Source organism: Cysteiniphilum sp. QT6929 (assembly GCF_030035755.1).
Lineage (GTDB): Bacteria > Pseudomonadota > Gammaproteobacteria > Francisellales > Francisellaceae > Caedibacter > Caedibacter litoralis.
The window spans coordinates 2,478,794-2,504,973 of sequence record NZ_CP103983.1 but is presented as its reverse complement, the minus strand read 5'-3'; the positions used below and the strand labels follow the sequence as shown (position 1 = coordinate 2,504,973).

At 35.3% G+C, this 26,180-nt stretch carries 22 protein-coding genes; 2 read left to right on the top strand and 20 right to left on the bottom strand.

Features of this window, described 5'->3' with window-relative positions; translation table 11 throughout:
* Positions 1 to 233: 233 nt before the first annotated feature.
* The 20 genes from NYP54_RS10940 to tssC all read right to left on the bottom strand — a co-directional run bounded on the left by NYP54_RS10940 (position 234) and on the right by tssC (position 24,525).
* Positions 234 to 950 (bottom strand): hypothetical protein, encoded by a 717-nt coding sequence (locus NYP54_RS10940; RefSeq protein ID WP_283156530.1) that lies wholly within the window; start codon positions 948 to 950, stop codon positions 234 to 236.
* 66 nt (positions 951 to 1,016) lie between these two features.
* Complete coding sequence (locus NYP54_RS10935) at positions 1,017 to 2,066, bottom strand: hypothetical protein (protein ID WP_283156529.1); 1,050 nt, start codon at positions 2,064 to 2,066, stop codon at positions 1,017 to 1,019.
* 30 nt (positions 2,067 to 2,096) lie between these two features.
* Entirely contained in the window at positions 2,097 to 2,864 is a 768-nt protein-coding gene (locus NYP54_RS10930) for a hypothetical protein (protein ID WP_283156528.1), read from the bottom strand.
* Between the two features lie 3 nt (positions 2,865 to 2,867).
* Complete coding sequence (gene iglH, locus NYP54_RS10925; protein WP_117001614.1) at positions 2,868 to 4,322, bottom strand: type VI secretion system baseplate subunit TssF/IglH; 1,455 nt, start codon at positions 4,320 to 4,322, stop codon at positions 2,868 to 2,870.
* A 1-nt stretch (position 4,323) separates the two neighbouring features.
* Positions 4,324 to 5,601: a type VI secretion system baseplate subunit TssK gene (gene tssK / locus NYP54_RS10920; RefSeq protein WP_157968170.1), complete on the bottom strand. Its 1,278-nt coding sequence runs from the start codon at positions 5,599 to 5,601 to the stop codon at positions 4,324 to 4,326.
* Positions 5,591 to 7,144 (bottom strand): hypothetical protein, encoded by a 1,554-nt coding sequence (locus NYP54_RS10915; protein ID WP_283156527.1) that lies wholly within the window; start codon positions 7,142 to 7,144, stop codon positions 5,591 to 5,593. Before NYP54_RS10915 ends, tssK begins: the two co-directional genes overlap by 11 nt.
* Positions 7,145 to 7,186: 42 nt before the next feature.
* Positions 7,187 to 8,839 carry a hypothetical protein gene (locus NYP54_RS10910; protein WP_283156526.1) on the bottom strand — a complete coding sequence of 551 codons (1,653 nt, stop codon included), beginning with the start codon at positions 8,837 to 8,839 and terminating at the stop codon, positions 7,187 to 7,189.
* Positions 8,836 to 10,326, bottom strand: a complete 1,491-nt coding sequence (locus NYP54_RS10905) for a hypothetical protein (protein ID WP_283156525.1) — start codon at positions 10,324 to 10,326, stop codon at positions 8,836 to 8,838. The genes NYP54_RS10910 and NYP54_RS10905 overlap by 4 nt, the downstream gene beginning before the upstream one ends.
* 10 nt (positions 10,327 to 10,336) lie before the next feature.
* Positions 10,337 to 10,885, bottom strand: a complete 549-nt coding sequence (locus NYP54_RS10900; RefSeq protein WP_283156524.1) for a hypothetical protein — start codon at positions 10,883 to 10,885, stop codon at positions 10,337 to 10,339.
* Entirely contained in the window at positions 10,825 to 11,298 is a 474-nt protein-coding gene (locus tag NYP54_RS10895) for a hypothetical protein (RefSeq protein WP_283156523.1), read from the bottom strand. The genes NYP54_RS10900 and NYP54_RS10895 overlap by 61 nt, the downstream gene beginning before the upstream one ends.
* Before the next feature lie 20 nt (positions 11,299 to 11,318).
* On the bottom strand, positions 11,319 to 12,425 hold the full coding sequence (locus tag NYP54_RS10890) for a type VI secretion system protein IglI family protein (protein ID WP_283156522.1): 1,107 nt from the start codon (positions 12,423 to 12,425) through the stop codon (positions 11,319 to 11,321).
* A gap of 30 nt (positions 12,426 to 12,455) precedes the next feature.
* Positions 12,456 to 12,908 carry a hypothetical protein gene (locus NYP54_RS10885; RefSeq protein WP_283156521.1) on the bottom strand — a complete coding sequence of 151 codons (453 nt, stop codon included), beginning with the start codon at positions 12,906 to 12,908 and terminating at the stop codon, positions 12,456 to 12,458.
* Positions 12,909 to 12,912: 4 nt separating this feature from the next.
* Positions 12,913 to 15,240 carry a PAAR-like protein gene (locus tag NYP54_RS10880; RefSeq protein ID WP_283156520.1) on the bottom strand — a complete coding sequence of 776 codons (2,328 nt, stop codon included), beginning with the start codon at positions 15,238 to 15,240 and terminating at the stop codon, positions 12,913 to 12,915.
* A complete protein-coding gene (locus tag NYP54_RS10875; RefSeq protein WP_117001623.1) occupies positions 15,237 to 15,689 on the bottom strand; it encodes a hypothetical protein in 453 nt (150 codons plus the stop codon). The genes NYP54_RS10880 and NYP54_RS10875 overlap by 4 nt, the downstream gene beginning before the upstream one ends.
* A gap of 8 nt (positions 15,690 to 15,697) precedes the next feature.
* Entirely contained in the window at positions 15,698 to 18,943 is a 3,246-nt protein-coding gene (locus NYP54_RS10870) for a hypothetical protein (protein ID WP_283156519.1), read from the bottom strand.
* A gap of 11 nt (positions 18,944 to 18,954) precedes the next feature.
* Complete coding sequence (locus NYP54_RS10865) at positions 18,955 to 20,829, bottom strand: hypothetical protein (protein ID WP_283156518.1); 1,875 nt, start codon at positions 20,827 to 20,829, stop codon at positions 18,955 to 18,957.
* A gap of 1 nt (position 20,830) precedes the next feature.
* The gene (locus tag NYP54_RS10860) at positions 20,831 to 21,523 is read right to left on the bottom strand and encodes a DotU family type IV/VI secretion system protein (RefSeq protein WP_283156517.1); all 693 of its coding nucleotides are present in this window, start codon (positions 21,521 to 21,523) and stop codon (positions 20,831 to 20,833) included.
* Positions 21,524 to 21,714: 191 nt separating this feature from the next.
* On the bottom strand, positions 21,715 to 22,239 hold the full coding sequence (gene tssB / locus NYP54_RS10855) for a type VI secretion system contractile sheath small subunit (protein WP_117001627.1): 525 nt from the start codon (positions 22,237 to 22,239) through the stop codon (positions 21,715 to 21,717).
* 21 nt (positions 22,240 to 22,260) lie between these two features.
* Positions 22,261 to 22,875, bottom strand: coding sequence for a hypothetical protein (locus tag NYP54_RS10850; RefSeq protein WP_283156516.1), 615 nt, complete (start codon positions 22,873 to 22,875; stop codon positions 22,261 to 22,263).
* 63 nt (positions 22,876 to 22,938) lie between these two features.
* The gene (gene tssC, locus NYP54_RS10845; protein ID WP_283156515.1) at positions 22,939 to 24,525 is read right to left on the bottom strand and encodes a type VI secretion system contractile sheath large subunit; all 1,587 of its coding nucleotides are present in this window, start codon (positions 24,523 to 24,525) and stop codon (positions 22,939 to 22,941) included.
* A gap of 280 nt (positions 24,526 to 24,805) precedes the next feature.
* On the opposite strand from tssC, the gene NYP54_RS10840 reads away from it, so the two are divergent.
* Together NYP54_RS10840 and NYP54_RS10835 are read left to right on the top strand one after the other, a co-directional pair.
* On the top strand, positions 24,806 to 25,477 hold the full coding sequence (locus NYP54_RS10840) for a hypothetical protein (RefSeq protein WP_283156514.1): 672 nt from the start codon (positions 24,806 to 24,808) through the stop codon (positions 25,475 to 25,477).
* The gene (locus NYP54_RS10835; protein ID WP_283156513.1) at positions 25,444 to 26,178 is read left to right on the top strand and encodes a hypothetical protein; all 735 of its coding nucleotides are present in this window, start codon (positions 25,444 to 25,446) and stop codon (positions 26,176 to 26,178) included. Before NYP54_RS10840 ends, NYP54_RS10835 begins: the two co-directional genes overlap by 34 nt.
* Positions 26,179 to 26,180 lie beyond the last annotated feature (2 nt).

Here is a 26,180-nt window from a genome sequence, read left to right as displayed (position 1 = left end):
GTTTTCAATTAAATAATATCCAGAATATTTCATACGAATTGGATCAAATTAAAAGTTACCGAACTAAAAATTGTTCTGATCAAAAAGTGACTCATTAAATCATAATAGCAGTTACCCATTGTAGAATTTTTAAAAAACTGTATTGACACTTTGGGGTAGAATAGTAGCACACTACCGAATAGTTTAGTTGCAGCAAAGCCGCTTAGGGTGCTCATCTGCTAGCGTAACATATTTTACTTGGCTCTCTTCTCAAACCACCCATCAAAGTTACTATTTCGAATTTGCAAAGCCTTATATACTATATGATATGCATCGTCTAATGACCTAATGCCAACATTGCTATTGATACAATCCTTGAGTATTTCATTATTACTGGCTACCTCCCCTCTCATAGTATGATTCATCGAAAGCTTTTTAAAGATATCACTCCCAGTCACTTTATCCATTTCGATAAAGGTCTGTTTATCCGTTAATTTCTGCTTGTTAATTTTTTCACCATACTTTGTGACACTTATACTCCATTTATTTTCATCAAAAATCATGGATATCCAATCACCTATAATATTCAAAGATTTTGACATGAATTGAGAGCTCATATCCACTGATTCCAAATTAATTCTGCTAATCTTTTTTTTTCCAAAAACAAAACCAAAATCCTTATCATCGGTATATACTTTCCTTGTTGAGTTCATATCTTTCGTAGCCTGATTAGCCATTAATGGATGAAGGAGTTCAATAAATACATCTTCGTGAGAATATGAATCTGATCTATATTCCATAAGATCTAATAGCATTAAGCCTATAGTCATCATTTGCTTACAGCGAGACACTTCGCTAATAAATAAAGAGGTGCATAATCCTGCTAGCGCATGACTGTAGTTCCCCTTCGTCATTTTGCACATTAATGTTGTTCGAATATCCCTAATAAAGGTATCAGTCTCACTATTCATTTTTTTCCCCATTATTGTAGTAGGTAAACTACGCACGAATGATTATCATCACAGCAATAATTGCACCTAGATTGAAAATTGCCAATATTGTTGGATCTGCCAAACCGCCACTTTGTGGTTCAAAAAATCACCAGATTTACCAAGATTTTCTCTATTAACATACATTAACGCATTAGTAATCATCTCTTTTATTTCACAACCTTGTTGACCATAGTCAAATCCAAAAAACTTCTTAAGAGTATTGAGACTAATAAGAAGTTCTTGGAGACAAGATTTTTCAACCCAGGTGTGTACAATCATATGCAAAATATAAAAGGCGCGTATAAAAACATTACTAACTTCATAAAATTTATCAGTATGATTTTTATATTTACGTAAGTCATTTTCACTACGTTCAATCAAACGTATTATTATTTCTTTTATCTTCTCTGACTCATCTATTTTTAATGGACTCGGATGCACATCATCTGAGCAAGAAACAACGGATTTCTCGCCTCCATCCCTAAGATAGGTAACGTAGTTTAAATCAACACTGATATCATCGTTTGTTTTTTTGTATCTAGAATCATTCTGTATCAAAATAGTGCTAAAAGCTGATAAAACCATACCAACAAAACTCTTATTCTTAAGAAGCTCAGCAATGAAAGTTTTATGAATGCTTATACCATTTATTTCATGAGCAGCTTCACATGATTCTAATTCAATAATAAAATTAAGTTCATTTAGTAATTTAAGTTGCCTACTTATTTGTTGATATATCTTTTCTACACCCAATACGATATCAGCTACTTTAATGGCACCACCAACGATACTACTCATACTATCTCTACCTCTAAGACCATGCCCCAAAATAATAATTTTGACTTTATCTAACTGCCCATAGCTCTGAATTTTATTTATCAGAATGTTTAAATTAGAAAAGCTTTTGGTTGCGGGATGAATATCGACTTGTTCAAGGTATCGAAAATGATTTGTATTATTTTTCGATATCAGTTTATTTAAACGAGATTGCTCATAATCCCTTAGATTATTATCTATTGAAGATCCACAAAAACCCATGAAGTCCTGATAAAACCGCGGCCTTAATTTAGCTAATATAATCAATTCTTTTGTCATATTTTTTTCATACCCCCATAGTATGATTTTTTAAACAAACTCTCCAAGACATTGCCATTGGTTTTTACCCAAATGACGCTGCCCTAGCTTTATACTACTTAATTTGCTATTTACCCCCGCAATAGCAAATTTTATTTGCCATATACAACATACTTTCAAATGTTCATGGCACATTTTTCTTAATGCATCAACCTCTTGCTTAATTCTAACGATCTCATGGCAATCAATAAGATATACTTTAAGCTGACAAAGATATGCGTTTGTCACCTGTGTTTTTGATATACTCGTGGATGAGCATCTGTACTTGCTAACACGCTGTTGAGTCGAAACCCTCTGTGGCAATATCACAATATCTGCAGGTACAGACAGCGCCTTTAAAATCATCGATTTTAGTTGCAAGCTGTTTATGTACTGTGGTGCTAGTTTTGGTAATGACACTTTGCTCAACTTTACATGAAGTACCGGATGAATAAAACGCACTAGCAAATCATGCAAATCTGCAAGCCAGTACTTTAAAAAAGTCTCCATCGCCGGATACAACCGCGCTAACCCATCGATAGTTTCATATAACGCTTTAGGACATATTGGTGGTAGATAGCCCAATATTAAATCGCTTATGCTTTCATCACCCACTAGATCTGATGTCGCTATTTGACGATTAAAAGCGATCTCTTTGGGTATAAACTTAAGTTTAGCCACTGCCTCAAAAATAAGTGCAGGATGAATACGTCCTGACGTCTGATGGTTAAATATCAAAAACTGCTTGATATTTTGTATCTTATTTGAATGCTTCGGCATAAATCACCCTTGAAGTAACGGTTTAAATGCGCAAATAAACTGATGAAACAGCATCATTGTCTGCCTAAAAAGCACTGGAAACTGTATCTTTTTACTATAGCTATCAAGATTTTTGATTAACTCTAGCCATCCTAACTCACTCGGCAGTTTGCCAAGCTCAAGAACACAATATTCAATATAGACCGAAGCGTAAAAATGCTTTAACAATATCATGATCTCGGCAATCGTTATCGGTTTATCTATTAAACTTATCAACGCTTCTAATAATGCAATTTCCTTTTTAGTAAAAGCATTAAATTCAGTATGTTGCATCAATTCAATCGCTAATGCATTAGCATCAATACTTTGACTAATAATTAAGATATGCGGATAGTGTTTTAACTCAATCTCAATATCATCTGAGTAATTAACCAAAGCTTGCCAACGTGCTTGTTCATTAATACTTTCCTCGCCCATTGCTAAAATATATTCTCCTTTAAGTTTGAGAATATAATCTGAGCCATCGTTAAAATGCAGATCATAATAGCTTTGTAGCACAGGACTTCCCTCACTATCAAAGATATTGAGCACTTGATTAATGTAGCTGCTACGCTTTGTGGTTTGTGATAAAGGATAATCAACACGATTACAATCCACTGCAAAGCTTGGTAAATACTCATTATATTTGTTCTCCAATACAGCGATATTAGTATGTATTAATCTAGTTAACTGATTGATTGGTACTTGATCTAGCAACATACTGGCGTTGGGGAAATGTAAGCTAAATTGCTGACAGGATTTAGTATCTTCACCATCTTTAACCATAGAAATATTAAGCCGATTAAGCCACATTGGTCGTTCAAAACATATTCTTACTGCTTCATATTGATGCAAATTTGTAAATTCAGCATCATATACTTGTGCTATATAAGTTTGCTTTAATTCGGCAATTGATACATAAGGGTGATTCAAGCGCATAAACTCATTGATATTAGCAGCATGCGCTGAATACTTAAGATTCTCATCGATTTGTTGCAAATCAGTAATATCTAATGCTAAATACTTAGGAATATCAGCTAGATGCGGGCTTTTGAATACCAATACCAGCTCATTGCGTTCAATCGCCACTTTATCTAGCACAAAGCTATGAATCTCAATATCGCCTATTGGATGAAGTTGTATAGTTTTTTCCTTATGCTTTAAACTAAAACCATCCGTTTTATTAAGAGGTAGCGTTTCTTTCACCCCCATAGCTGGCATGATTTTTGTTAAAATACGCAATGGACGATGCTTGAAAAACCATGGATATGATGCAAGCAAACGCGCCTCTTGCTGTTGTTGCAACTGCTGACTAAAACTCTTGTGTAGCTTAGATTCCATATCGTCAAGCATTCCTGAGAGTGCTTTAACCAGCTCAAGCACATGCTCATCAAGCTCGCTGGATAAGCGCTTTATTTCATTATTTCTAGCTAACCCCATATTACATACTCGCCTGACTTGCTACATTTTGCTGTTTTTTAGCAAACTTTCTTGGAATATCGATATAGAGATAATAATCAGCCAAATTGTGATGCGGGCTATTGATAAAAACACTTAGTTTTTCTTCATTTATTGCAGTCTGCCAATCATGATCTGGCTCTAACTGATAAATCTCACAGTTGAGTTTATTAAAGCTTTGGTCAGCAATTTTTCCATGATATTTTTTAAGCTTTATTCCAGGCAGATACAACTGCATCATGCGCTTGATACTACTAGAGGGAGCAACAAAAATCTCCTCTGATTTGAAATAAGTGCTAGCATCCTGTTTACGAATGATTAAATAAATCGCCTCGGCATATTGTGTTTCAGCTGATAAACCACACTCATAAATCATTGCATAATCCGAGCGTGGTAACATTCGTGTATACGCATTGCCCGTAAGCTTTAAAGAGAACAGTCCTTGAATATGATCAATCAAAGTGCCAAAAGATACCGCAATATTATGTTTATCCAACAAAATAACACTTGGTTCTTCAGCGTTTTTAATGAGCCAACTATCAATATATAGCTGATAGAGGGTGTCATATAAGGCAGACAGCGTAACTTTCATTTGACCACTTTTGATCTTGGCAAGTAATGTTGCGAGTTGAAAAGTGAGTTTTTTAATCGTTAATAACTGTAAATAAATATGACTTTGCGACACCGGCAAATAACTTATCTCACTATTGATAAACTGTAATATTTCATCACATAATTCATTTAGCTTTTTAAGCAAAATTCGCTGCAAAAATTTATCAACAAAATACGTATTTGCTAAATAATTTGCTGTTAACTGCCATATACGCTGATCATTACGCTTAAGCTCAATTAACTTTATTGACAGCGCAGCATCTGGACATGCGAAAGTACCGAGCTCAGGCATCAGTTGCATCACCTGAAATGGTGCATCTTTTCCCAGTGTTTGTTCAATATGCTTAAAGTTAACATGCACTGCTAAATCTGACTCACTGTCATAGTGATTTAAATCCAGTAGATTCAGTCGATTGTGCATATCGCTATAATATTGAATATTACCTTCTGCATCAATAAAACTGATATGCGTTAATTTAAGCTTTGCTTCAGCCCAATACTGCTGATCAAAATCAATTGATACAATACACGGCACTGATTCAGCATATATCAAACTCAATGCTTCTGTACGGATGTTTTGTGCGATCTTATCCTGCTCAATAAATAACTCATCTGAAAGAATAAGACCATTATGCCATTTAATTTTCATCATACTCCCTTAACTTAAGTGTTGATGACCAAACATAGAAGTTGCCAAGTTCGTCACAAGCCACAATATCACCAAGTGGCGAAATAATAACTTTTAGCTTCTGACTACATTGCAGTTGGTATAGCTTTGTTAAAACAACATTTTCATTTTTATTTTTATTAATCTTTAAAATCCCTAAGTTTTTATTGCCATATAGAATGACAATACGTCCATCAGGTAATAGTTTTAACATATCTACTCTATAATCACCTATGTCATATATTTGACGTCTTTTTGTGAATCGATTATTGACACCCTGAAAATGATTGTTTTCAGACCATAAAAATATCTTGCCATACTTATTACCGGCAATAATTGAGCCATCATGCAATTGACATATTGCTGTATAACCTATTAGTCCTTGGTCATCTGTACTATTAATCTCATCAAGATTGCTAAGATCAACAATAAATAAACTAGGTTCCTCTTCTGTAACAAAAGCTACACTTCCATCATTTAGACGTACAAACTCTACAATACTTGATATTAATTGTTCTACTGAGATTGTCAATTTATCGTCGCGAAGAACGGCAATTCGATTGTCACATGTTTCGAGTAGTACGGTATTATTTGCTACCGGCAAAAAGATTGTGCATAAAGTATCATACTCAACTAAATTTATTATCTTAAAAGTATCATTTGCTTGATTTAACACAAAGATAATCTCTCCTAGGGTATTGGTTCCGATAATCGCTCGGTGATTACTCCACACACCTTCGACCATCTCACCAAGCCCTAGTTTAAAAGGGTCATGAACATCTTCAGGATCAGACGTTAAAATTATGCTGTTCTGAAAGGTACACCTACTATCCTTTAACAACCAAAAATCAATCTTATTTGAATTACTTGTCATCAACTGACCATTAGCACAAATTGCAAGACTTTCAAAAGATCTATATCCCCTTGTTACTTGTGGATGATCACTATAAGTGTGAGTTAAATCTTTATTCAACATTATATAAGGCAAAGCTCGGTATGTTTCTCGACATAATAGTTTAAAGTTAAACCAATCATCCATGTTGAAATAGGTTATTAATCTTCTTAAAATCTCAGGATGTATATTAATCCTATTTAATTGAATTTGCTGAAGCTTCCTTTGGGATATTGATGTGATCAAAAGATCATTATTTTTATACCCCATACTTCGTACCATCGGTCGACTTAGATAATAACGCACTATCAAGGTTTTAATTTTACGATGAATATGATTAAGACTATTGGATGAGCTTAGCCACTCTAGCTTATACCATGGATATTGAAGCGTGTTATCATTTGCATGAACGCGCAACCAGTCTATCAATTCTAGCAACTGCACAAAATGATCTAGTTGATCAAAATTGTCACGAAGGCTAGCCAGAGAAGTTCTAAGTTCTAAAGCATGTTTCTCCTTAGCTTTATAGTACTCTTTATCTAGAAATTTAAACGATGGCTGATAAGCTTCAAGCATTCTCACCAATGCCTCAAGCATGTTTGCCCAATAAATATTAAACTCATTATCTGTCATATTTATACTCTTACACCTCGATATTTGAACCATTTTTCACACTTAGTCAGCATGATAAGAGTCTACACTCTCATTAAATAAAACTTTCCATATTCTAATAAAATCTGTAGGAAAATTACTATCATCCTCATCACTATCTTGATCATATGCCATTTCTGAATACTTACGAAATCCGCTAATCACAATATAACCAGATGAAGTTATTGCTATAGAAACACTACTACATATGAATTTTCCCTCATAATAATGCTGTTGAAACAAAGGCTTTTGGCGATTTGAAAAGTTTAAAATATTCAAAAGATTACCATACTCATAGCACCAAGCAACACAGCTAGGTGTTATCCAATCAATACTGATCTGTCCATGATTATTATGTGGAAGATTGAATTGATAGATACGGTTGCAAGTATATTTATTACTACGCTCGCGACACCACAAATCAACACTACCTTGACTGGTTATGGCAATCAAATCACCACTATCTGATGCAGTAACAATAATATAGCTCTGTTGAGGCGCTCCTATTGGATATAGCTCGATACGCTCTTTTGGCCTCTCTAGATTATAAACCGATATACAGCGCTTATTTCGATCAACAATAGCAAATGTATGTTCATTAATACGCGTAATATATGGATAAAGTCTGGCTATATTTATTTCCAAGACACTAAACTCGCCTTCCTTCCATAATCCAATACGTCCCCTATCTAGAATCATCAAAACACAGCGATCTGCCATAGGCAAAATATCACAAACGAATTGATTCTGTAGAGCACATAATAACTTAATATCTGATTTTTGCTCTCGCGGATCTATGCTAACAAGATAAGAAAACCCTAGATCATTATCAATGCTCAACAAGGCAATCAGCCTAATCTCCCCATAAACTACACCTTGCTTTATATGTGAAATACAAGCTTTATCTAAAATTTTTTTCTCCAAAAAAATCTCTCTACACGAGCCTATGTTAGATAAATTATCAGAATAAGGTCTGTAATTACATATATTAGAGTTCTTATCTCCTATACCTACGACATAGTTTAGATATATGGCAATCTCATGTTCAGGAATGAATTCTCGATACGAGTGACTTACATGTATTTTAGTATTTTTCACCCTTGGTATGTAAGGAATTGACTCAAAATAGCTCTTTCTATTTAAATGTCGTAGATTTTGATAATCTTCCAAGTTCATATATGGAAGTAAATACTCACGCACTATATTAGCATCACCACTAATCTTACCTAGCTCTAATCTATTAATTGGTATCGTTTTGCAATAATCTTGATAGCTATAGATAGTGTTACTTGAAGCGTTACTTGAGAAGTTCCTTATAATTAAAAACTTTAGTGAAACATATTCTTCACTCATACGCTTTTTAATCGTGCGAGCATTATCCTTCAAATGTGCATACCCAGTAGTAACCCTGTCTATAAAGTAATAAGGATAGACATGCAATAGTTCTATCATTTGCTTAACCTCTGGATAACCCCAAAAATTTTTATCCTTACTCTTAATGGCATTTAAACAAGTAATAATTTCTCCAGATCTTGATAAATCATCCGCAATTGAACCAGATTTATCTTTCAAGTTTATGTTATCGAATATGCTCTTAAGATCATTGTGTAAGGTAGTCAGACAAGACACAAGATCACTAAAGCTTTCATAAAAAAAAGTAAATGCATATTGATTCATATAGTTCCCCCATGCTTTAGGGATAATAACCATACTTTAAATACGCCATCATTAGTACATACGATAATATCACCAACCGGAGAAACAATAAGCTCAAAACAGTCACTACAAAGATACATCCAGTCATCTTTATTGCTGAGTGACAAAATTTTGATTTTTGTCCACGCGTACTGAGCTACAATTCTGCCATTAGGTAGTTCAATTATTTTCCTCACATGTGATTCTACGCTTTGTATCTTATCAATCCTATCCTCTTTATTCGATGATGGTTTCCACAAACTTATCGTCCCCTTATCGCTGCCAATGACTATATTGCCATTTCTTAACACACAAATTGCAGTAGGGTACTCCTGATCTTCTATATAACCTATTGAGATAGGATTATTAAGATCATCAAGTCTGCAAAGATATAAATTAGCATCATCAAGAAGACTGAATACTATTCTTTCAACATCTAGTCGCGCAATCTCCATAATCATACTATTAAGCGGCTCACCAAGCCGCATCTCTTTCTGATTATTAATTATAGTGACAACACCAACCTGATGAGTATTGGTTGTTACAACGAGCATATTGTTTGTAATGGGTAAAAATGCATCATACGATAAATCATTTGTCAATCTACCAATTATTATGACTCTCCCATTTTGCTCCAAACTGAAAATTTTAGATCGCCCATTTGTATTGCCAATCATAATAAATCGATCACCCCAAACAGCCTGTTTCATATGTTGAACACTGGTAACTTCAGGAATTTCTATTGTCTTTTCTAAAGAAATATATCCTTTCCTGCTTAATGAAAAAATAAAGATTTTATTCCAGTGGTGCCCTATAAACTTGCCATCATGGCGCATGCTAAATCCATGTGCAACAGGAACAAACCTATTAGCAAAATAACACGAATATCTGTGAGTTGCAAAAAAACCAATATATTGATCTTTTACATTCAGTAAATAAGGTAATTTATAAAAAGTTCCTTTGCATAATTTTCTAAATTCACCATAATTATTGATTGTAAAATAACTAATTAATACCCTTATTGCATTATCATGCATAGTTACTTTATTCAAAACCACAGCGTCTGAGGTCGATAAAAATGCTCTATTCACAGCCATTTGCAAACTATCATTATTTAGCATTAATTCGCGAGAAATATACGGAATGATTACATGCTTAATTTCATTGTGCAATTTATTGAGATTACTAGAATATCCCAAGTAATTAGCAATAGTATTTGAATTTGCTAATGCCTCATTATTTATGTTGACTCGTAAAAAATTCACCAGCTCTAATAAATGACTAATGCTATACTCGCCATCCCTATCACCCTTGACATTATTAAGCTTATCTTTTAAGGCAAGAGCATATGACATTTTACATTGATACAGATTTTCACTTCGTTTGCTGCTTGGTTTATATTCCATAAGCATTTTTATAAATTGCTCAAGCATATAGGTGAACCACATATTAAATTCATAGTCTGTCATATCTAATCCCTTATTTTTTAAATGCTGTGAATGAGCTTTTAGATCTCTTTTGATCTGATATTCTTCTTTCTCTTGCGTATTTATAAGGATCCTGCAGTGTTAAATATTGAGGATTTAAAATAACAACAAAAAATGGCTTATATACATTTTGCCCAAGTTTTAAAACGGTGCATTCGCTAAATGCATATTCCTGGTGAACTGCATAGGCTCGTAAAGCTTTATTGCTCGAATTAAACGAATCCACTGCCTGCAAACAACAGTTTACTGCATTGTTATATTTCTCTAAGTTATTCCGGTTGTTATGACTACTACCTGAAATAATAGCGCATGAATACTCGTTAAGATGGTTAAGTTTCTTAGCAATATCACTCAAAAACGTTACGATTGGTTGCATATTTCTCGTTCCCAATCCACCACAGGTCTCATTAGTATCGTTGTTGTCATATGACACACATGAGCATAGGACGCCACGCGCCAAGATAAGGTCATTACCTGCCATTAAATCTTTCTGTATTTCTTGATTATCAACTGTTCTATATTCTCGACGAATATTAAACATTTTTTGCGGCAAATGTGAAACATCATATGATTTATATACAATTCATTCACTAATTTACAATCTTCTTTGGCATCATCTTGTGGATCAACAAATCGTTTCTGTAAGGGTATCACATATTTTTCATACCTTTCATTCACTAATTTAAAATATTCTTTAGCATCCTCTTGTGGATTAATAAATCTCTCCCAAGAACATTGAGTTATCCTATATGAATAATATTTATCTAGTAATTGTTCAAGTTCAACCGCTATTGATTGATCTAAACCTGGTATTTTCTTTAACTCTTGATTCACATGACAGGTATCAGATAAGCAGCAAATATTCTGGTAATCATTATTTATACAAACTTCATTAACCATGTGCTTATGATTTTTCAGGTTATATATCAATGCATAAGGGTTTATAAAACGCATTATTTATTTTCCTTTTATTACTAGCGATAGCGACTAAGACTATTTTCAGATTCAAAATTATCATACTGATCAAAGCTATGCTGATCACTATCTGCTAACTCATGCTGCATATCATGCTCCCCATCAAAACGATTGTTATTTTGTGTAGAAATCTCTCGTTTTTGTATCTTCTCAAGCTTATATTGATCAAACTTATGCGGAATAAGTCTTAATCGCGTATTCAATACCTGCCATTGCGTACTATCTCGATATTGATCAATGCAATCACTAATCTCCTGCAATTTCTCACCATCAAGATGCTCATACAATGTAACAAAGCATTCAGGGAAGTATTCCATCGGATCAAACTGCTCAAGCTTTTGTTGTAAATCGGCATAGACAACGGCTGATTCTAATATCTTTTCATTTTTAAGTAACTTGACCAATAAACTAATGCGTTCAGTCAGTTGATACCATTTACTATTGACCTTTCCATGTACATCAAATGGCAAGCCTTGCAGCTGATTGGTTAAGGCATCCTTTACGGTTTCTTCCGTGGCTTCAGATTCTATAACTAACGAACGGCTAATCTCGTCCTTCATTAGCATTGCTACCGCCTTTTCTTTCTCTGCAATCACTTTGATCTTTGCCACTTTATCCAAGCATTGACTCAAATCTTCGTTTATCTTAGTTTTGAGTGTTTCAGGCAATCGCGCATGAAATATCTGCGCATGTTCACTAAGCACTGTAACTAACTGTGCTTTTTCATTTTCTAATAGTTTTTTTATATCTCGAGTAACAAGTTCCTTAAGTTGGCTATAAAACCATCTTAATGACGCAAATAATTGTTTTGAAAATAGTGCATTGTCATTGCCTGCCAAATGTTCATTTTTCCCAAAATATTCACCATAGGTTTTAATCACTTCAAGCACTGTGGTTATATTTTTTTTTGCAGTGTCTATCTCACTATAGAATAGATAAAACCAAAGCATGGGGTCAAGTATGCGCTCTGATTCAAAACACTCCATACAAAAATGCGCAAGTGCTTCATACTCTCCTGCTTCAACCATTGCTGATGCTCGTGATTTTAATAAAACATCGACACTACCACTTTCAAATTCAATAGATTTTAATTGATCAATTAACATAATCATCTTCCTTTTTTATCACACTAAGGTCTATTTATTCTCAATAAAATTCGCATCAACAATATATTTATTGGTTGAGATTTCACAATCATCTTTGGTTTTGATCTGAATACCATTATCGTCTAGAATAATATGACTCTTATTATTGATGTTTATCACAAAAGATTTCTTATCTAAAATTACGCGATTATCACCAACTGCAAACTCAATTTCATCTGCTTTGATCTTAAAATTTTCTAACTCTAGCACCCCTTTACCTGTTTGATCCAGACTAAATGAATAGATTTTCTTATCATTCGTAATGGTTTGACTAATGCCCTTAGTCGCCTCGTGTGCAATGCTTGCTGCCTTATGTGTTATTTTATCCTTTTTAAGATCATAATAGCTGCCTACAGCAGCGCTCTTCTCGCCATTTTGGAATAGCTCAATCATAATCTCATCGGCACTTTGATTAATTTTGCTCTTAGCTTTATTTTGACTCACGCTATTAACCCTTTATTTTTGAAGTTGACTGATTAGCATCAATAATTTCCAACTCAACTCCCTCACAAGAGGAACAACTAAGCTTACTATTGGCTGTCACGACTTCTTGATCATAGACAGTCACTCGATTACTGGTTGCATTAAATGGTGCAAATAATGCGGGGCACAAAGTAGGCGAGATACCATTGCTTTCTGCTACCCTTTGCGGATGCAAACAAGAAATACTAGGCAATATGTTTACCACAGGTTTTTGATCTTGTTGTGTCACCACGGTTTTAGTCACACCATAATCTACACCATTAGGCAATTTGATTAATGTAATTGGCTGCAATGAATAAGGACATTTCAGTATGGCGCCATTTGCTACACCATGCGCTGCCTCCTCACCCGCTGCCTCTTGCAACAATGTTGATTGATCTAGGCAAGCAAGGCTTCCGGCAAGCGCCATACTCATGTCTATATTACTAACATTTAAGTTAGTTAAACTGCTATTTAATGCTTGAGATAAAAGTCCATGTAAGCTTTGTAGTTGCATTTGCGGCATATCTGGTGTCGTTAACATCTGCCAGCTAGGAATGCTGGATGACATCGGTGTCAATGATGGTAATTCAGTGGTAACGCCTAAGGGCAGCTGATTGCTAAACGCATTAAAAGACTGCATGCAGTCTTGCATATAACCTAAGCCCACTTGCTGACAATCTTTCACTTTATTCCAAAAATCAAGCATATTTTGGTAAAGCGATTTTAACGCTCCTAACATATCTGGAGAATTCAAACCAACTGTTGGTAGCTGAGGGATATCTAAGTCATATTGATAATTTAAATCAAATAAATCCAGATTGTAATTAATCATCGGTAAATCAGTAAATGCAAACATTACTGGCGGTAGCGTAATACCACAAACCGCACTATCAATTGATTGTGCCAAATTCATGATATCATCATTAGATAAGCTGCCAGTCATCGCAGATGTACTGGGACTCTGCAATGTTGTCATTTGTGGCATTTGTGGCGTATTCAAACTCGATATTGTTGTTACATTATTTAAACCAGAGCCCAATACTGCACTTGAATCATCTAAATGTGTTGACAACATATTAGGCAAGCCTTGAGCCTGTGCATTAAGCGTATCTAGTTGACTGCTTCTATTAACTCCACTGGCTTGCAACTGTGTCGTTGCCTGATTTAATGCCTCTTGAGTCTGATCTAAATTCATCTGCACCTTGTATTTATTTAAATCCTGACAGCAATTGATCTGGGCACATACCTTACTCATTGCTGCTGATGCTTTAGTAATAGATGTTGCTACCCCACTAAAATCAGCACTGTTTGCCAGTGGTAAGCTAAGGTTACTATTGCTGTAAATATGACAAGGTAGCGTTGTTTTTGAAGGTTTACTTGCCATGTTTAGCGAATTTTGCTGTGCTTTATCAAGTGCTGATATAAGTGCTGAGTTACCACTAAAACTCGCTATATTACGTAACCCTACAATCGTTTTACGATATAATACTTGCTGCTCATTTGATATCTCTTGATGACTTTGATTGGCTTTCTGATCATGCCCATTAGCCATCTCTTGCTGATTATTTACGCCCTGTGTGTTTGTCTTAGTTTGTGCATCTGTATTTTCACTTTTTTGTAATGGTAAATCAGATTTTTCACCCGTGTTATGTATACGATCTAATGAGCGCATATTCTGTCTTAAGCTAGCAACTTGTTGTGTATACTGCCCCTTATGTTCAGCTTGAAGCAAGCTACTGACTGACTGATCAGAATCACTATGAATAGCACGAATTTTAGCAAGATAATCGCTCTCAAACTTGTTGGCATCTTTTGGGTTCACTTGCCCTCTTTCTTGCAAAAACTGCTGACAAAGCCCATGGAGTGATGTGCTATTTTGCATCATTTTTTGTATCGATGGCGCAACTTCGGGCGCCTTTGCAAACCCACCAATTAATAAAATATACTGACTCAACCCTTGCTGCATTTTTTGAGCATGAAATGCCACAGGCATTCGCTGCGCCAATGCGTGCAATTTACTTGATTGCTTAATAGACTCTTGCACAGAATTTTGACGTTCTTTAGGAGGCATCTGCAATAGCTTATGTTTATACTCAGCTGAAAATACCTGACTATCTGGACAATGATAAAGTTTGCCACTATCAAGCGCCTCAGTTAATTTCTGACCATGAAATAGATATTGATATAGTGGCATATCAAATGCAGTTGTTGACTTAGCAAATGGCAACTCATCAAAAGTACTGCTTTGCGCGCACAATTGTTTAAATTTTGCCAAGTCAACCATGTGAATACCTGGGATAGCCTCAATCACTTTTGCAGCTCCACGGCATTATTTTCAACGTCAAGCATTGCTTTCTTTGTATCAGCAGGCAGTAAAAAAGACCATGTTGCTGACGCATCACCATCTTGATCGACTAAAAAATAAACGCCAATATATTTTGCTGTTGCAGGATACTCGATATCTACGCTATCCGCTGTATTAGGATAAAGCTGATAACTCTTATAAGTTTGCGCAATCATTTTCTGATAAACGCTCTCCTTGGTCTGTGCCATATAATTCTCAAGTGTTTCATTTGGGTTCACGACCATATAAAAGCTCTGAGCGTTATTTGCTCCTTGATCAGCATTTATTTTAAGCGGCTTGACCAGTGCAGCATTTTGAAAAAATGCACATCCTGATAAATTTATTGCCATCAGTGAAACAACAACTGCCAACACATGGAAATATTTTATTTTTTTGACTTTTTTTATCAATTTCATCATTACTCCTAGACATGATACTGTGAAAGCAAGCTATTAACTTCCACACTTAACCCCACTTGCACATGTGCATGAGGAATATTGACTTGCCAAACCCCGCTTTGTGCGTTTTGGACATAATCCAATAATAAGGCAAACAGATTGTCATAAGTATGCTCATATTTAACCGTCTGGCCATCTGTTAGAATCAAACCAATTTGAAAACGAACAGGTTTCCACCACTGTACTGTTGTATCAATCCAACCGATATCAGCATTAACACCATAGTTATAGGCATCATTTAATGCGACAAATGAGAACTTCACCTTGCCTCCTGAAGCAATGTCATCGGGGTGATCGCCAAGCTTTAGATTAAGGTGAAGCGGCTGATAATTGCCTTTTTGCCATAATAATGCAATGACGCTCTGCAGTTGATTGGTGGCTGACAACTGCTGTTTACTTAAAACACATACTGAATCATTACTGTTATCACAATTAAATTGCCCATCTTTTGCTGCCATAATCGCACTTAACGCTTTAATATACTGCTGATAATTACTTGATGGATTAATCAAAAGGTTATATAGCTGTGCAGTGCTAATGACTGAGCTTGCATGTATTGCAAACGGAAAACTGTTTTGTAAGCTTAAGAGATCATTACTAACAAAGTCCTGCCATTGATCTGCCAACATTTGCTTTAATGTAAGTAAGCCGGTATTTAATGTAACATTAACGGGTAACGATAATTTCTGGCGCGTGCTCTCATCAAGATTCGCCTTAACAAGTGTATTCTCAAGCAAAACTCTATATGATCCAGGTCGACTATGAACAATATCCTCTGCAATCTTAACGATACTTTGATCATTACTACTAATATCCTGACGCATCGCATTAATCACACCTAGATATGCCTGTAACTGCCCCACATTGCCAATAAATTGATTAAGACCACTAAAGTTTGATTTAATTAACTGTAATTGCGGCAAATTCTTTGTATCAATAGCATTAGTATTTTCGCTAAAGAACTCACTAATCAACTGCCAATACTGCATGTTATCTACTTGATTAAGATATATTTTCAACCCCCCAAGCGTTGCTAATGCGGAATCAGGTGATAGTAGTGTCTGTAATGTATGGTTATAGACGTTCTGATACGCAGTAATATAGTGTGCCATCACCTCATTTTGCCATGAGGTAAACACACTCATATTCGCAATATCTTTAAGCTTAGTCACCGCTGCCGTATACTCTGAGTTTAAATTTGTTACATAATTATCAACACCGACCTTAGTATAAATCACAGGAATTTTTATCCCTTCAAATGTAATATCTCCAAGGTGATCATCTTTAGCTACTACTGCATAACTATTTGCCTGTGCTAGCATGCTCGAGAGTGTATTTAGCTTTGCTTTAATAATACTCATCCCGATTGTATGGTCGCTTTGATCCCCTGTATTCAACAAAACTTCAGCAACTTTTTCGGTTGACAATAGGCTTTGAGTAATACTCTCTAAAGAGATCTCGTCTGGCGTTGCAAACACATCACTAAAATCACCTGATTTAAAGAGCTTCTCCAATGAACTTTGATACTCAGAAAATGCCAGCTGCTTTTTATGATCAAAACTAATACCTGTAATTTCTTCAATCGCTTGAGCTGTTTTGCCATCTGAGTGTACTAATTTGGCAATTAGATTTTCTTTTTCTATCGGCAAAAACTCTTTGGCAATGTAAGACTTCCAATCATTTAAACTCACTGCATGTGCATGTATTAGATAATTAAAATATACCGTATTTGTAGATGTGGCTTCATCATGCTCTGTGTTTTGTGTCAATAAATTGGCTAAAATTCCACGCTCTGATGCATTGAGCTTGACGGGGTATAACGCCAACGTTTTTAAGACGCTTTTATCTACTTTTATCATAGATGAGAAAAGATCAAGATTATCAACAATAAGCTTACGTGACACGCCATCATCGCTATTAAAGAAGTAGTACAACAGCACAATATTTTTAAATGAAGTTTGCGCCTTAATACTCTCTAGCACTTGGTCAAGATAATATCTGGAACTGACTTCACTTAAGCCAACCATCTCATAACGCTCTGGCAACAAGAACTCCAATGTCTCTGTATTTTGCGCCATGTACGCTTGATAGCGCGCCCCTATTTGCGCTATTGTTAAATCAGGATCAGAACTTATTTCAGCAGAAAATTGTTTAAGGTTTGTCTGATATGAAGCAGCTACGGCAATAGCAGCCCCAGATATAGCAAAGCCAACAAGACCTAAGGATAATCCAGCCAATACCTTTTTTGAATATTCACTATTTAGCTGTGATTTTTCTAAATTCAATATAAAAATATGTTGATCCAGAGATGCTCTATAATGTGCCAGATAAAAAATTGATACAATATCATCTCGTTGGCGTACGTTATTAGTAATCTGTGAACAAAAACCTGCAACATCTGCTAGACTCATCTCTACTTGTGACAAGTAAATGATAATATCATTGAGTTTTTGATAACTATTATCCGTGGCACGCGATAAAATATTGCTATCTTTAGCCAGTGGCTCAAGTATTTGTTTTTTAAGACTATTATGGACAAGCTCAGCAGAATCTATCAGTAGTGTATCTATTGGGTGAGCGCCTGATTTTAAAGATAGCTCCATATAATCTGAAAAATGACTTACTGACTTGGTGCTTAAAGAATAAGTTACTGCATGACTCCCTATTACCGTCAAGATAGAGGATAGCAACGACGCCATTTTTTGACTGATATTCTCTTTAGCAAAGTGAATGACTACTACTGGTGGCTTTTGATATTTCCTATGCATATAACGCCAGAACTGGCCAAGCTCATTGATATTACAACGATCAATATCCAATAATTCATGCACAAAAAATTGCTCAGCTATGCTATAGCGATAAGCACCATCCGCTGATAACTCTTGAACACCTGAAATTAGCGTACCTAAGCCTGTCTCTGCTTCGACAAAATCATCTTGACATAGATTAATCACTACATAAGGCTGTTGACTAATATGTTTAATTGCATTTATTCCTGATGCATTCGCCGAAAATGATTTATAAAAACGGTAATATGCATTATTGACTAAAATACTACTAAGACGGGCACGCCATGCGTTACTAATATAGCGCCAGATATACTTAAATATAAATGGCTTCTTTTTGATTAGATAAATAAATACAGCAAGCACAATCGCTAAGATTATAAAATGAACTGCATATGCTTTGATAAATTGAAGGATATAGTGCATGTTTTCTCTCACTATGACTGAACGATAAAACTTAAATTTGACTGATAAACACTGATAATACTTTCTGTTTGCTCATCACGATGACTAATTTCCAGATAGTCATTCTCTTTTGCATCATGACATAAGACATGATAGTTATTTTTTTGACCAAGGTTAAGACCTGACACAGAATCATCAAACACACGGGGATTGACTTGTGAACGCTTGACATGCTCAATTTCAAGATGTTCTGAATAACAGCATAATTGTACATAAGCACCATTGCGATGCGGTAAATAAGCTTGATCAAAATGACTATGCAAATGTATTGACACAGGGAAAAGATTTTTACAGCCCTCTGCAACCAATGATTTATTACAAATTTCGACGTGATAGGAGGGGGTATCTTGTGTAACTGGAGACAACTGATAATAATCGTCTTTAGAGCTTGCTGCGTCTAAATAGGATGCTCCTTTTTCGTCAACTCCTTGATATAACGCTAAAGCATGTGTGTTTTTTGACGAATCACTTTGTGCAACAACCCTAGCGTCAACACGATAATATTGCTGAGGCTTATAGTCATAACAATAGCTCACAGGTGCATCAGCATCTGTAAGCATCATTTCCGTTATACTATCAAAGCGTGGCATATGCTTTTTATCAATTTCCCACTGCAATGGATCATGATCATCATATCTAGGCACTCTTTGCTCGGGACTTTGTAACTTTAAGCTGATTTTAGTTGTAGAAACCACGGCTCTTTTAAATGAACTTGGCTTCACTTTGTCAAATACTTTACCTGATAAATCAAGCTCGGTATTGGGTAATGCTGATAATCTCGTCGGCAAACCATGTAAGCTTATTTTCATCTGCTGAGTGACAGCCTGGACCTTTTGGTCTTGTGACTTGATAAACTGCTGCGTTGCCGTTGAGGCTTGCTCAATACTTGAGTGATATAAATTAACACGCACAGCTTCTTTTATTTGCAAGCGATTACTTGCTTGCGCTGTTTGCTTAAGAGGTAATACAAAATGCGTGTTAAGCATTGTCATTTCTCCTTGCAACTGTCTTATATTATCTATCACGACATTTTGCATTCGTACGAGATCATATTTTTCTAACTGAAAAGCTTTCTGTGTATGATTTTGACTATATTCAGCAAAACCTGATTCCACATAATATTTTTTTGTTTGGTAGTCAAATAATATGACTCCGCCATAAAGATCAATAACTTCCAAAAGATAATCATAAAAATAGCGCTGATAACAGTTAACATTAATCACATCTTTTATAACGTTTAATGCCTTCCACTGATCTGAAAACTCAATGTTTATTGTTGATGCCATCGGCGATAATATACGCTTTAACACATCAACATAGCTCATACGTTGATATAGGCAAATGGGTGCAATACATTGCGCATAAGCAGTTAATGGATCATAAAAGCTAAGCTCTAAAGTTTGTCGCGATGTGTTAAGTTCAATTTCTTGATTAACCTCATGAAAAGATAGATCTGTCAATGTATGTTTTATTGCACCTTGCTCAGCACAGCCAAAATTATACGCAGTCAAATCAATCTGTGTTTGTTCATAGCTAAGATCATCATCATTTTCACAGTGCCTTAAATCCTTAGCAATAAGCTTTAAGTCAATAATAAAACCTGCACCATCGTGTAGAAACTTGAGTTTATCATTGAATGTGTTTAAGGCAGATAACGACAGTTTTAAACTGCCTTTATAGCCATGTGCATGCAAACTTAAGTCAATCCAGTCAATGTAGTTGACATTAATTTTAATCTGATTATCAATGTCCTTTTGACCTTTTTTTGTCAGAGGTGCAATCGATAAGTAGGCTTCATTGAACTGCGGCGATGTCTCATCGATGTTATTGCGCGTTTTATCTGCCATATCAACACCACCAGAGATATCCATAGGTAGTGAGTAAAGTCAACAACGACGCACCTAAAAAGCCATATGCAAAGCGATAGTTTAAATGCTTGAGAATGCGCATATACCTTAGCCTTCCTGATATACCTTGCTCACGCAAAGGATTATCTTGCAGTTTGTCTTGTAACTTAAGATAACTATTGGTCTTACGCGAAATACAACTATCATTCAGATATTTACTTAATTTATCGATATAAAATTTAGTGCCATGCTGATTAGTTAGATAATATTTTCCTTTAAACCCTGCTTTTAATAAGAGTATCATCGATAATACAATAAATTCTGGTACTTTCTTTGCACCACTTAAAACATCATCAATCATGCTAAAGAAATAAACTCCACCATCAACACGCTGATAATAGTGATTTTGAAGACTATGCCATTTATGTGAATCCAGTAATTTTTCTAGATTCACATTAATCTGCTCATCACAATAACACGCCAAAGGAAATATGACATAAAACTCAACGTCATCCTGATAAGTTTCCGCCACCAATCTCCTTAGATGCGATATCGCTTCAACCATTTCATCGCGCACTTGTGAAAGTTTAGTAATAATCAACTCTGGTTGCAGTTGATTTTTAAACTCCTGTTGAAGTTCATCTAACTTACGCATAACGTCAAGCCATAAACTCCAATAGTTTAGATGATTCATTTAATACTCCTTTAAATGCTAAGTGCCTATGCAAATATTATCGGGTGTTTTTTGGATCTTCGGATAAAGTTCGAGAATGACAACGCATCGTCAGATTCGGGCTTGACCCGAATATCCATTGTTACCAAAAAACTATTGTTTAGGTACTTACAATATTAATTGCAGAAAAGATGATTAAGTTTCAACCCAAGCTATTTGGATTTTACTTTAAACAGCTCCTGATAGTCACCAAGACAAGTCAATTGACTTTTAAGCTCCTCTTTAGTTGAAGAACTCCCCAAGATGGCGCGAATCTTTTCCTGAAAATGACGATTGTTATCAAACAGTGATTCAAAATTACTAATCATTTCCTTAAGGCGCAATAAGCGCCTTAACTCAGGAATTTTATTCGCTAAAACCACTGGTGAAAAACAATCAATTTTATTCATTTTAAGGTCAATATCCAAAGTCGCTGCATGTGATGGATTAACATGATTTGCAACTGTAATCGTTTTACTCATATTAAGTTTTGACATCACTGCGTTAATACCCGACTTACCACTGATAATATTTCTGTCATAGTAATTCTTCTGCGATTCGTTAGAACAGCCATTAGAAAAATCACCCAACATTAATACCTTAAGTGGCAAATTCTTTTTGACCTTTTTCTTATCCACACCAACCATATCATAAGAGATATTGACGCGAGAGCTGGGTATTTTTTGTTTATAACTCATCACCTACTCCAGATAGCAAGTCTACTTATCTTTAATGTCATAAGACTCTTTATTATCTTTTTGCATATACTGCACATGCAAAGTAGTTGCGCAATCAGTTGAATAGAACCCTAAGATTCTCACATAGGCTTTTTTACCTTCGCCATCCAGATGAATTTCAATATTTTCTTTTTTAGCAGTGACCTTGATACTTCCACCATCGCAACTTAAACCATTGGTAAAATCAAGCTCCTGAGCATCTAAGATAATCTGCTTATCATTAAACTCAGACAATTCAAATGACATCATTGGCTTATTAGTACTACTCCCTTTCTTCTTACTCAGTTTTTGACCTTCAGCATAAGTCATCACACCGTTTAACGTAACCTGACCGTAAGCAAGAATTTTATATAACGGCAACTCTAAATAATCAATGACCATAGCAGCTTCTTCAGTATTACCTAATTCACTTCCACCGTTATAGCCTTTTAATTTTTCTGAGACTGACTCACCATCAAAGCTCATGCTTTTGATATACGCTCTAGCGGCATGGGCATTATTATTACTGCCAGAATGTCCATCAAAAAATACACTGCTATCCACTCGTACTTGCACATGACTATTCTCTATTGACACACTATTTGCACTGGTACCCATAAATTAACTCCTTAGTTATAATTGATCTTTCTTTTTTTTATTTACACTCCCCCGCAGAATTTCTTATTCCGCAACACCCTCATTTTCAGCCTCTGCTGAATCACTTTCCGCCTCATTAGCTGAGCCATCCAAGGTAATTGGTAACTTTGTGGCAAGGCGCATTGAGACATCGATACCCTCTAACTGAACGTGTGGCACCAAATCAATCTGACACTTATACCATCCAAGACGCCCTGTTTGTGGCAATACAGCAACATTGGCCTCTTTGAATGGATAATAAGCCAAGGTGACATCACTTGGATTAGCCGCAATGGTGACGAAGTTACCAATCCAATCACTTAAGAATTTTTGCACATGGTTATGATCATAGTTTGATCCAACACGATCACGAACAATTGACTTGACATAATGCGCGATCCGACAGACCGATAAAGTATAAGCTAAATTTGCATTAGCTTGTGCGGTTTCACTCAAATCAGGATTATCTTCATCCTCAAGCACTGCACGCGCTGATTGCGCACTAAAAAAGCACCCGCCTTCAGCACGCTTATCACCAACAAAAGGAATAAAACCTGCTCTTGAAAACTCATACTCTTGAGAATCTGAGACAAAATACTCAACACTACCTGTTTTTTGCGTATACCCTGAAATATTAAATTCATAACTGGATAGGTCATCTATCAAACCACCACCCAATGGTCCACGAATATATTGGCTCCAGCCTGTTTTCTTAAATGATTTAATCACATTTTTTGCAAACAGGACTGAAGCACCCCCCCAGAGGTAGGATTTATTATCAAACAAATTATGTAGGCGCTCTTTAAAAAAAGTCACCGAATAGTTTTGTCTTGCATTGCTCGCATAAAGCTCAGGCGAATCTTCCGCATAAGGTCGACGCAACAAATAGCGCGGGAATGTTAATCCAACGTAGGCAGCCTCTTCCGTTTGCCTAAAGCGATTCCATGCAGCATATTTAGAGCTATTCAACAGCCCATTAAGATCGCGCACCTCATCAAATGATTCAAAGCTATCATAACCAAAAAACTGCGGACCAATGTTAGTGATAAACGGCGCATGAGCTGCCGCACAAACTTTACCAATATTTGAAAGCAATAATAAATCTTCATGCTGACGCCCAATATCAAACATCCCAACGACTAAGGAATAAGGCTCACCACCATATTGATCATATTCGCTGGTATACACTCGCTTAAATAAATCTGATCCAGTGTAGTCAGCACTATTAAGCTCAAAGTCATCAATCAACTCATCTTTTGATACTTCGTGCAGTACAACCTCAACCTCATCATGATCACCTACTTCCTCAAAAACATCATTCAGAGACAACCACATTGACTCAAGATATTTAAAATCCTCATTACTGATAACTTCATTTAGCTGCTTATCAATCACATCATCAATTTTAGCTTTAATACGAGCTGTAATTTCTTTGGAGAAATTTTCAGGCCCTTGCATTTCTGCCATCACTGCTGTCATCGAAACCAAAAATTCTTTTAGCTCTTGCTCTGCGGAATCCATATTACGCGTTATCGCAATTTCATTGACACCAGATTGCGCCATTAATGCATTGATTTGCTCAGCATTACTATCATTTACTAATCCAACTAATTGCGTTAAAACCTGACTCACATTTATTCTCCATTACCTATTATTCCAGAAGATAACCGATAAAGATCAAATTAAAGTCTTTTATTGACTCATAACAAACTCTTCAAATCGATGGGGCGCATAATGAATGTATTTCCAAGTCAATGCAATAGCCCAACATTACAAGTTACAATTCAACAACAATATGGTTATATAACAAACATCCCCAATCATTTAATTTACATTTTTGCAATAGAAATTCAAGTGAGACTATAGGCAAAATATAATAAGGAAAGCAATAGAAGGAAATAAGATATTTTTTATGTTTTTATTCGAAATCTCATCAAAAAACAAACAAAGTCAACTTAATTTAAACCCACATGATATAGGATCCAGTAAAGATCTACTCCCGAATGACAATATAAGAGAGCGTGTTATTAGCTATTTATATTTTACAAGTGATTATATTCGAATGAGGCAAGTATCAAAAAAATTTAAAAAAATAACTGACGATCACATAGCTATCCTTGAAAAGGAATGTGAAGAACAAGACAAGTTACCACATTATAAATTCTATTACGGACATATATTCTTAAATATGGAGTATTATCAACACTTACATTTTGATAGAAATACATGGATTGGAAATTCAGAGGCACAATTTAAACAATGCTTCACTTATTTTCACAACCCTGTAGATATTTTCGTTCAATTGCTTAGCAAAGAGCGTAACAATTATAGTGGTAGTAATAATAATGATGTATTTGACTCAATGAAGTCACGACAAATGTACTCTCTTAATCAAAGGAATAAACAACGTATTGAAATGACAATCATTGAGTATATAAAACATTACTACCTACCTTTAGGTACAAATAAGGAAAAGCAATTCGTTAATATAACGTATGCAGAGACTGATAATAAGCTTCACACACAACTGCTTAAAAGTGGGGGGGGGATATGCTTAAATGCAATTACAAAAAATATAATTTAAATGAGCCTTTAAGCACCATATCTAACTATCTAGAAATATCAATAAAAAACGGTACGCTTTCATTTTCTATTCAACAATCGAACAACAATGAGTTTGAGTATTTACCAAGTCATCAAGAAGCCCCATTTTCGGGAGTTGCAAATCTACATTTTATTCAGATAAAAAATGGCGAAAATATGAATATCAAAGAAATTCAGAAGAAGATCCAATTGGCTAAGAGGTATTACTCCTATGACGTTTCTATCGTCTTTTATACATGCAATAAAGATTATAATGATTGGTCAGAGAAGCTAACTTCAATTGAATACAAGATTGTTGCCATTTTTCCACCTACTGCGCTAGATTTTCTAAAGTCTAAGTTATTATATGCTAACTCTGATAATAAAAGGTCCTTAGGATACCAGAGAATTACAGATAAAGATGTTGAAGCCATTGATAAACTAGAGAATGCCAATAGTATTAGAGAGTTTCTACGGTGTCTTTTTTCACCCAAACTTAGCACTAAGACAGCAAACGTTAGCCAACTAGCAAACAAATGTTTAGAGCTACTACGTAATCCAAAAAATAGGCAACTAGACGAACTTCGTACTGTATTTGATACAATCAGAAAAATGCGCTACTACGGTCTTGAAGGTTCTCTTGATGGGTATGACAAAAATAATAAATATGAACATAAAATGAGTGAATATTATAAAAAATAAAG

Bases quoted from the DNA above. Each gene is read 5' to 3' on its own strand.
- NYP54_RS10890 (WP_283156522.1), bottom strand. From the start codon at position 12,425: ATGTTAATTGATCAATTAAAATCTATTGAATTTGAAAGTGGTAGTGTC.
- NYP54_RS10895 (WP_283156523.1), bottom strand. From the start codon at position 11,298: ATGCGTTTTATAAACCCTTATGCATTGATATATAACCTGAAAAATCAT.
- iglH (WP_117001614.1), bottom strand. From the start codon at position 4,322: ATGGGGTTAGCTAGAAATAATGAAATAAAGCGCTTATCCAGCGAGCTT.
- NYP54_RS10940 (WP_283156530.1), bottom strand. From the start codon at position 950: ATGAATAGTGAGACTGATACCTTTATTAGGGATATTCGAACAACATTA.
- NYP54_RS10835 (WP_283156513.1), top strand. From the start codon at position 25,444: ATGCTTAAATGCAATTACAAAAAATATAATTTAAATGAGCCTTTAAGC.
- NYP54_RS10935 (WP_283156529.1), bottom strand. From the start codon at position 2,066: ATGACAAAAGAATTGATTATATTAGCTAAATTAAGGCCGCGGTTTTAT.
- NYP54_RS10900 (WP_283156524.1), bottom strand. From the start codon at position 10,885: ATGTTTAATATTCGTCGAGAATATAGAACAGTTGATAATCAAGAAATA.
- NYP54_RS10875 (WP_117001623.1), bottom strand. From the start codon at position 15,689: ATGAAATTGATAAAAAAAGTCAAAAAAATAAAATATTTCCATGTGTTG.
- NYP54_RS10915 (WP_283156527.1), bottom strand. From the start codon at position 7,144: ATGACAGATAATGAGTTTAATATTTATTGGGCAAACATGCTTGAGGCA.
- tssB (WP_117001627.1), bottom strand. From the start codon at position 22,239: ATGAGTTATAAACAAAAAATACCCAGCTCTCGCGTCAATATCTCTTAT.
- NYP54_RS10905 (WP_283156525.1), bottom strand. From the start codon at position 10,326: ATGACAGACTATGAATTTAATATGTGGTTCACCTATATGCTTGAGCAA.
- NYP54_RS10930 (WP_283156528.1), bottom strand. From the start codon at position 2,864: ATGCCGAAGCATTCAAATAAGATACAAAATATCAAGCAGTTTTTGATA.
- NYP54_RS10850 (WP_283156516.1), bottom strand. From the start codon at position 22,875: ATGGGTACCAGTGCAAATAGTGTGTCAATAGAGAATAGTCATGTGCAA.
- NYP54_RS10910 (WP_283156526.1), bottom strand. From the start codon at position 8,839: ATGAATCAATATGCATTTACTTTTTTTTATGAAAGCTTTAGTGATCTT.
- NYP54_RS10870 (WP_283156519.1), bottom strand. From the start codon at position 18,943: ATGCACTATATCCTTCAATTTATCAAAGCATATGCAGTTCATTTTATA.
- NYP54_RS10840 (WP_283156514.1), top strand. From the start codon at position 24,806: ATGTTTTTATTCGAAATCTCATCAAAAAACAAACAAAGTCAACTTAAT.
- NYP54_RS10865 (WP_283156518.1), bottom strand. From the start codon at position 20,829: ATGGCAGATAAAACGCGCAATAACATCGATGAGACATCGCCGCAGTTC.
- NYP54_RS10860 (WP_283156517.1), bottom strand. From the start codon at position 21,523: ATGAATCATCTAAACTATTGGAGTTTATGGCTTGACGTTATGCGTAAG.
- tssK (WP_157968170.1), bottom strand. From the start codon at position 5,601: ATGAAAATTAAATGGCATAATGGTCTTATTCTTTCAGATGAGTTATTT.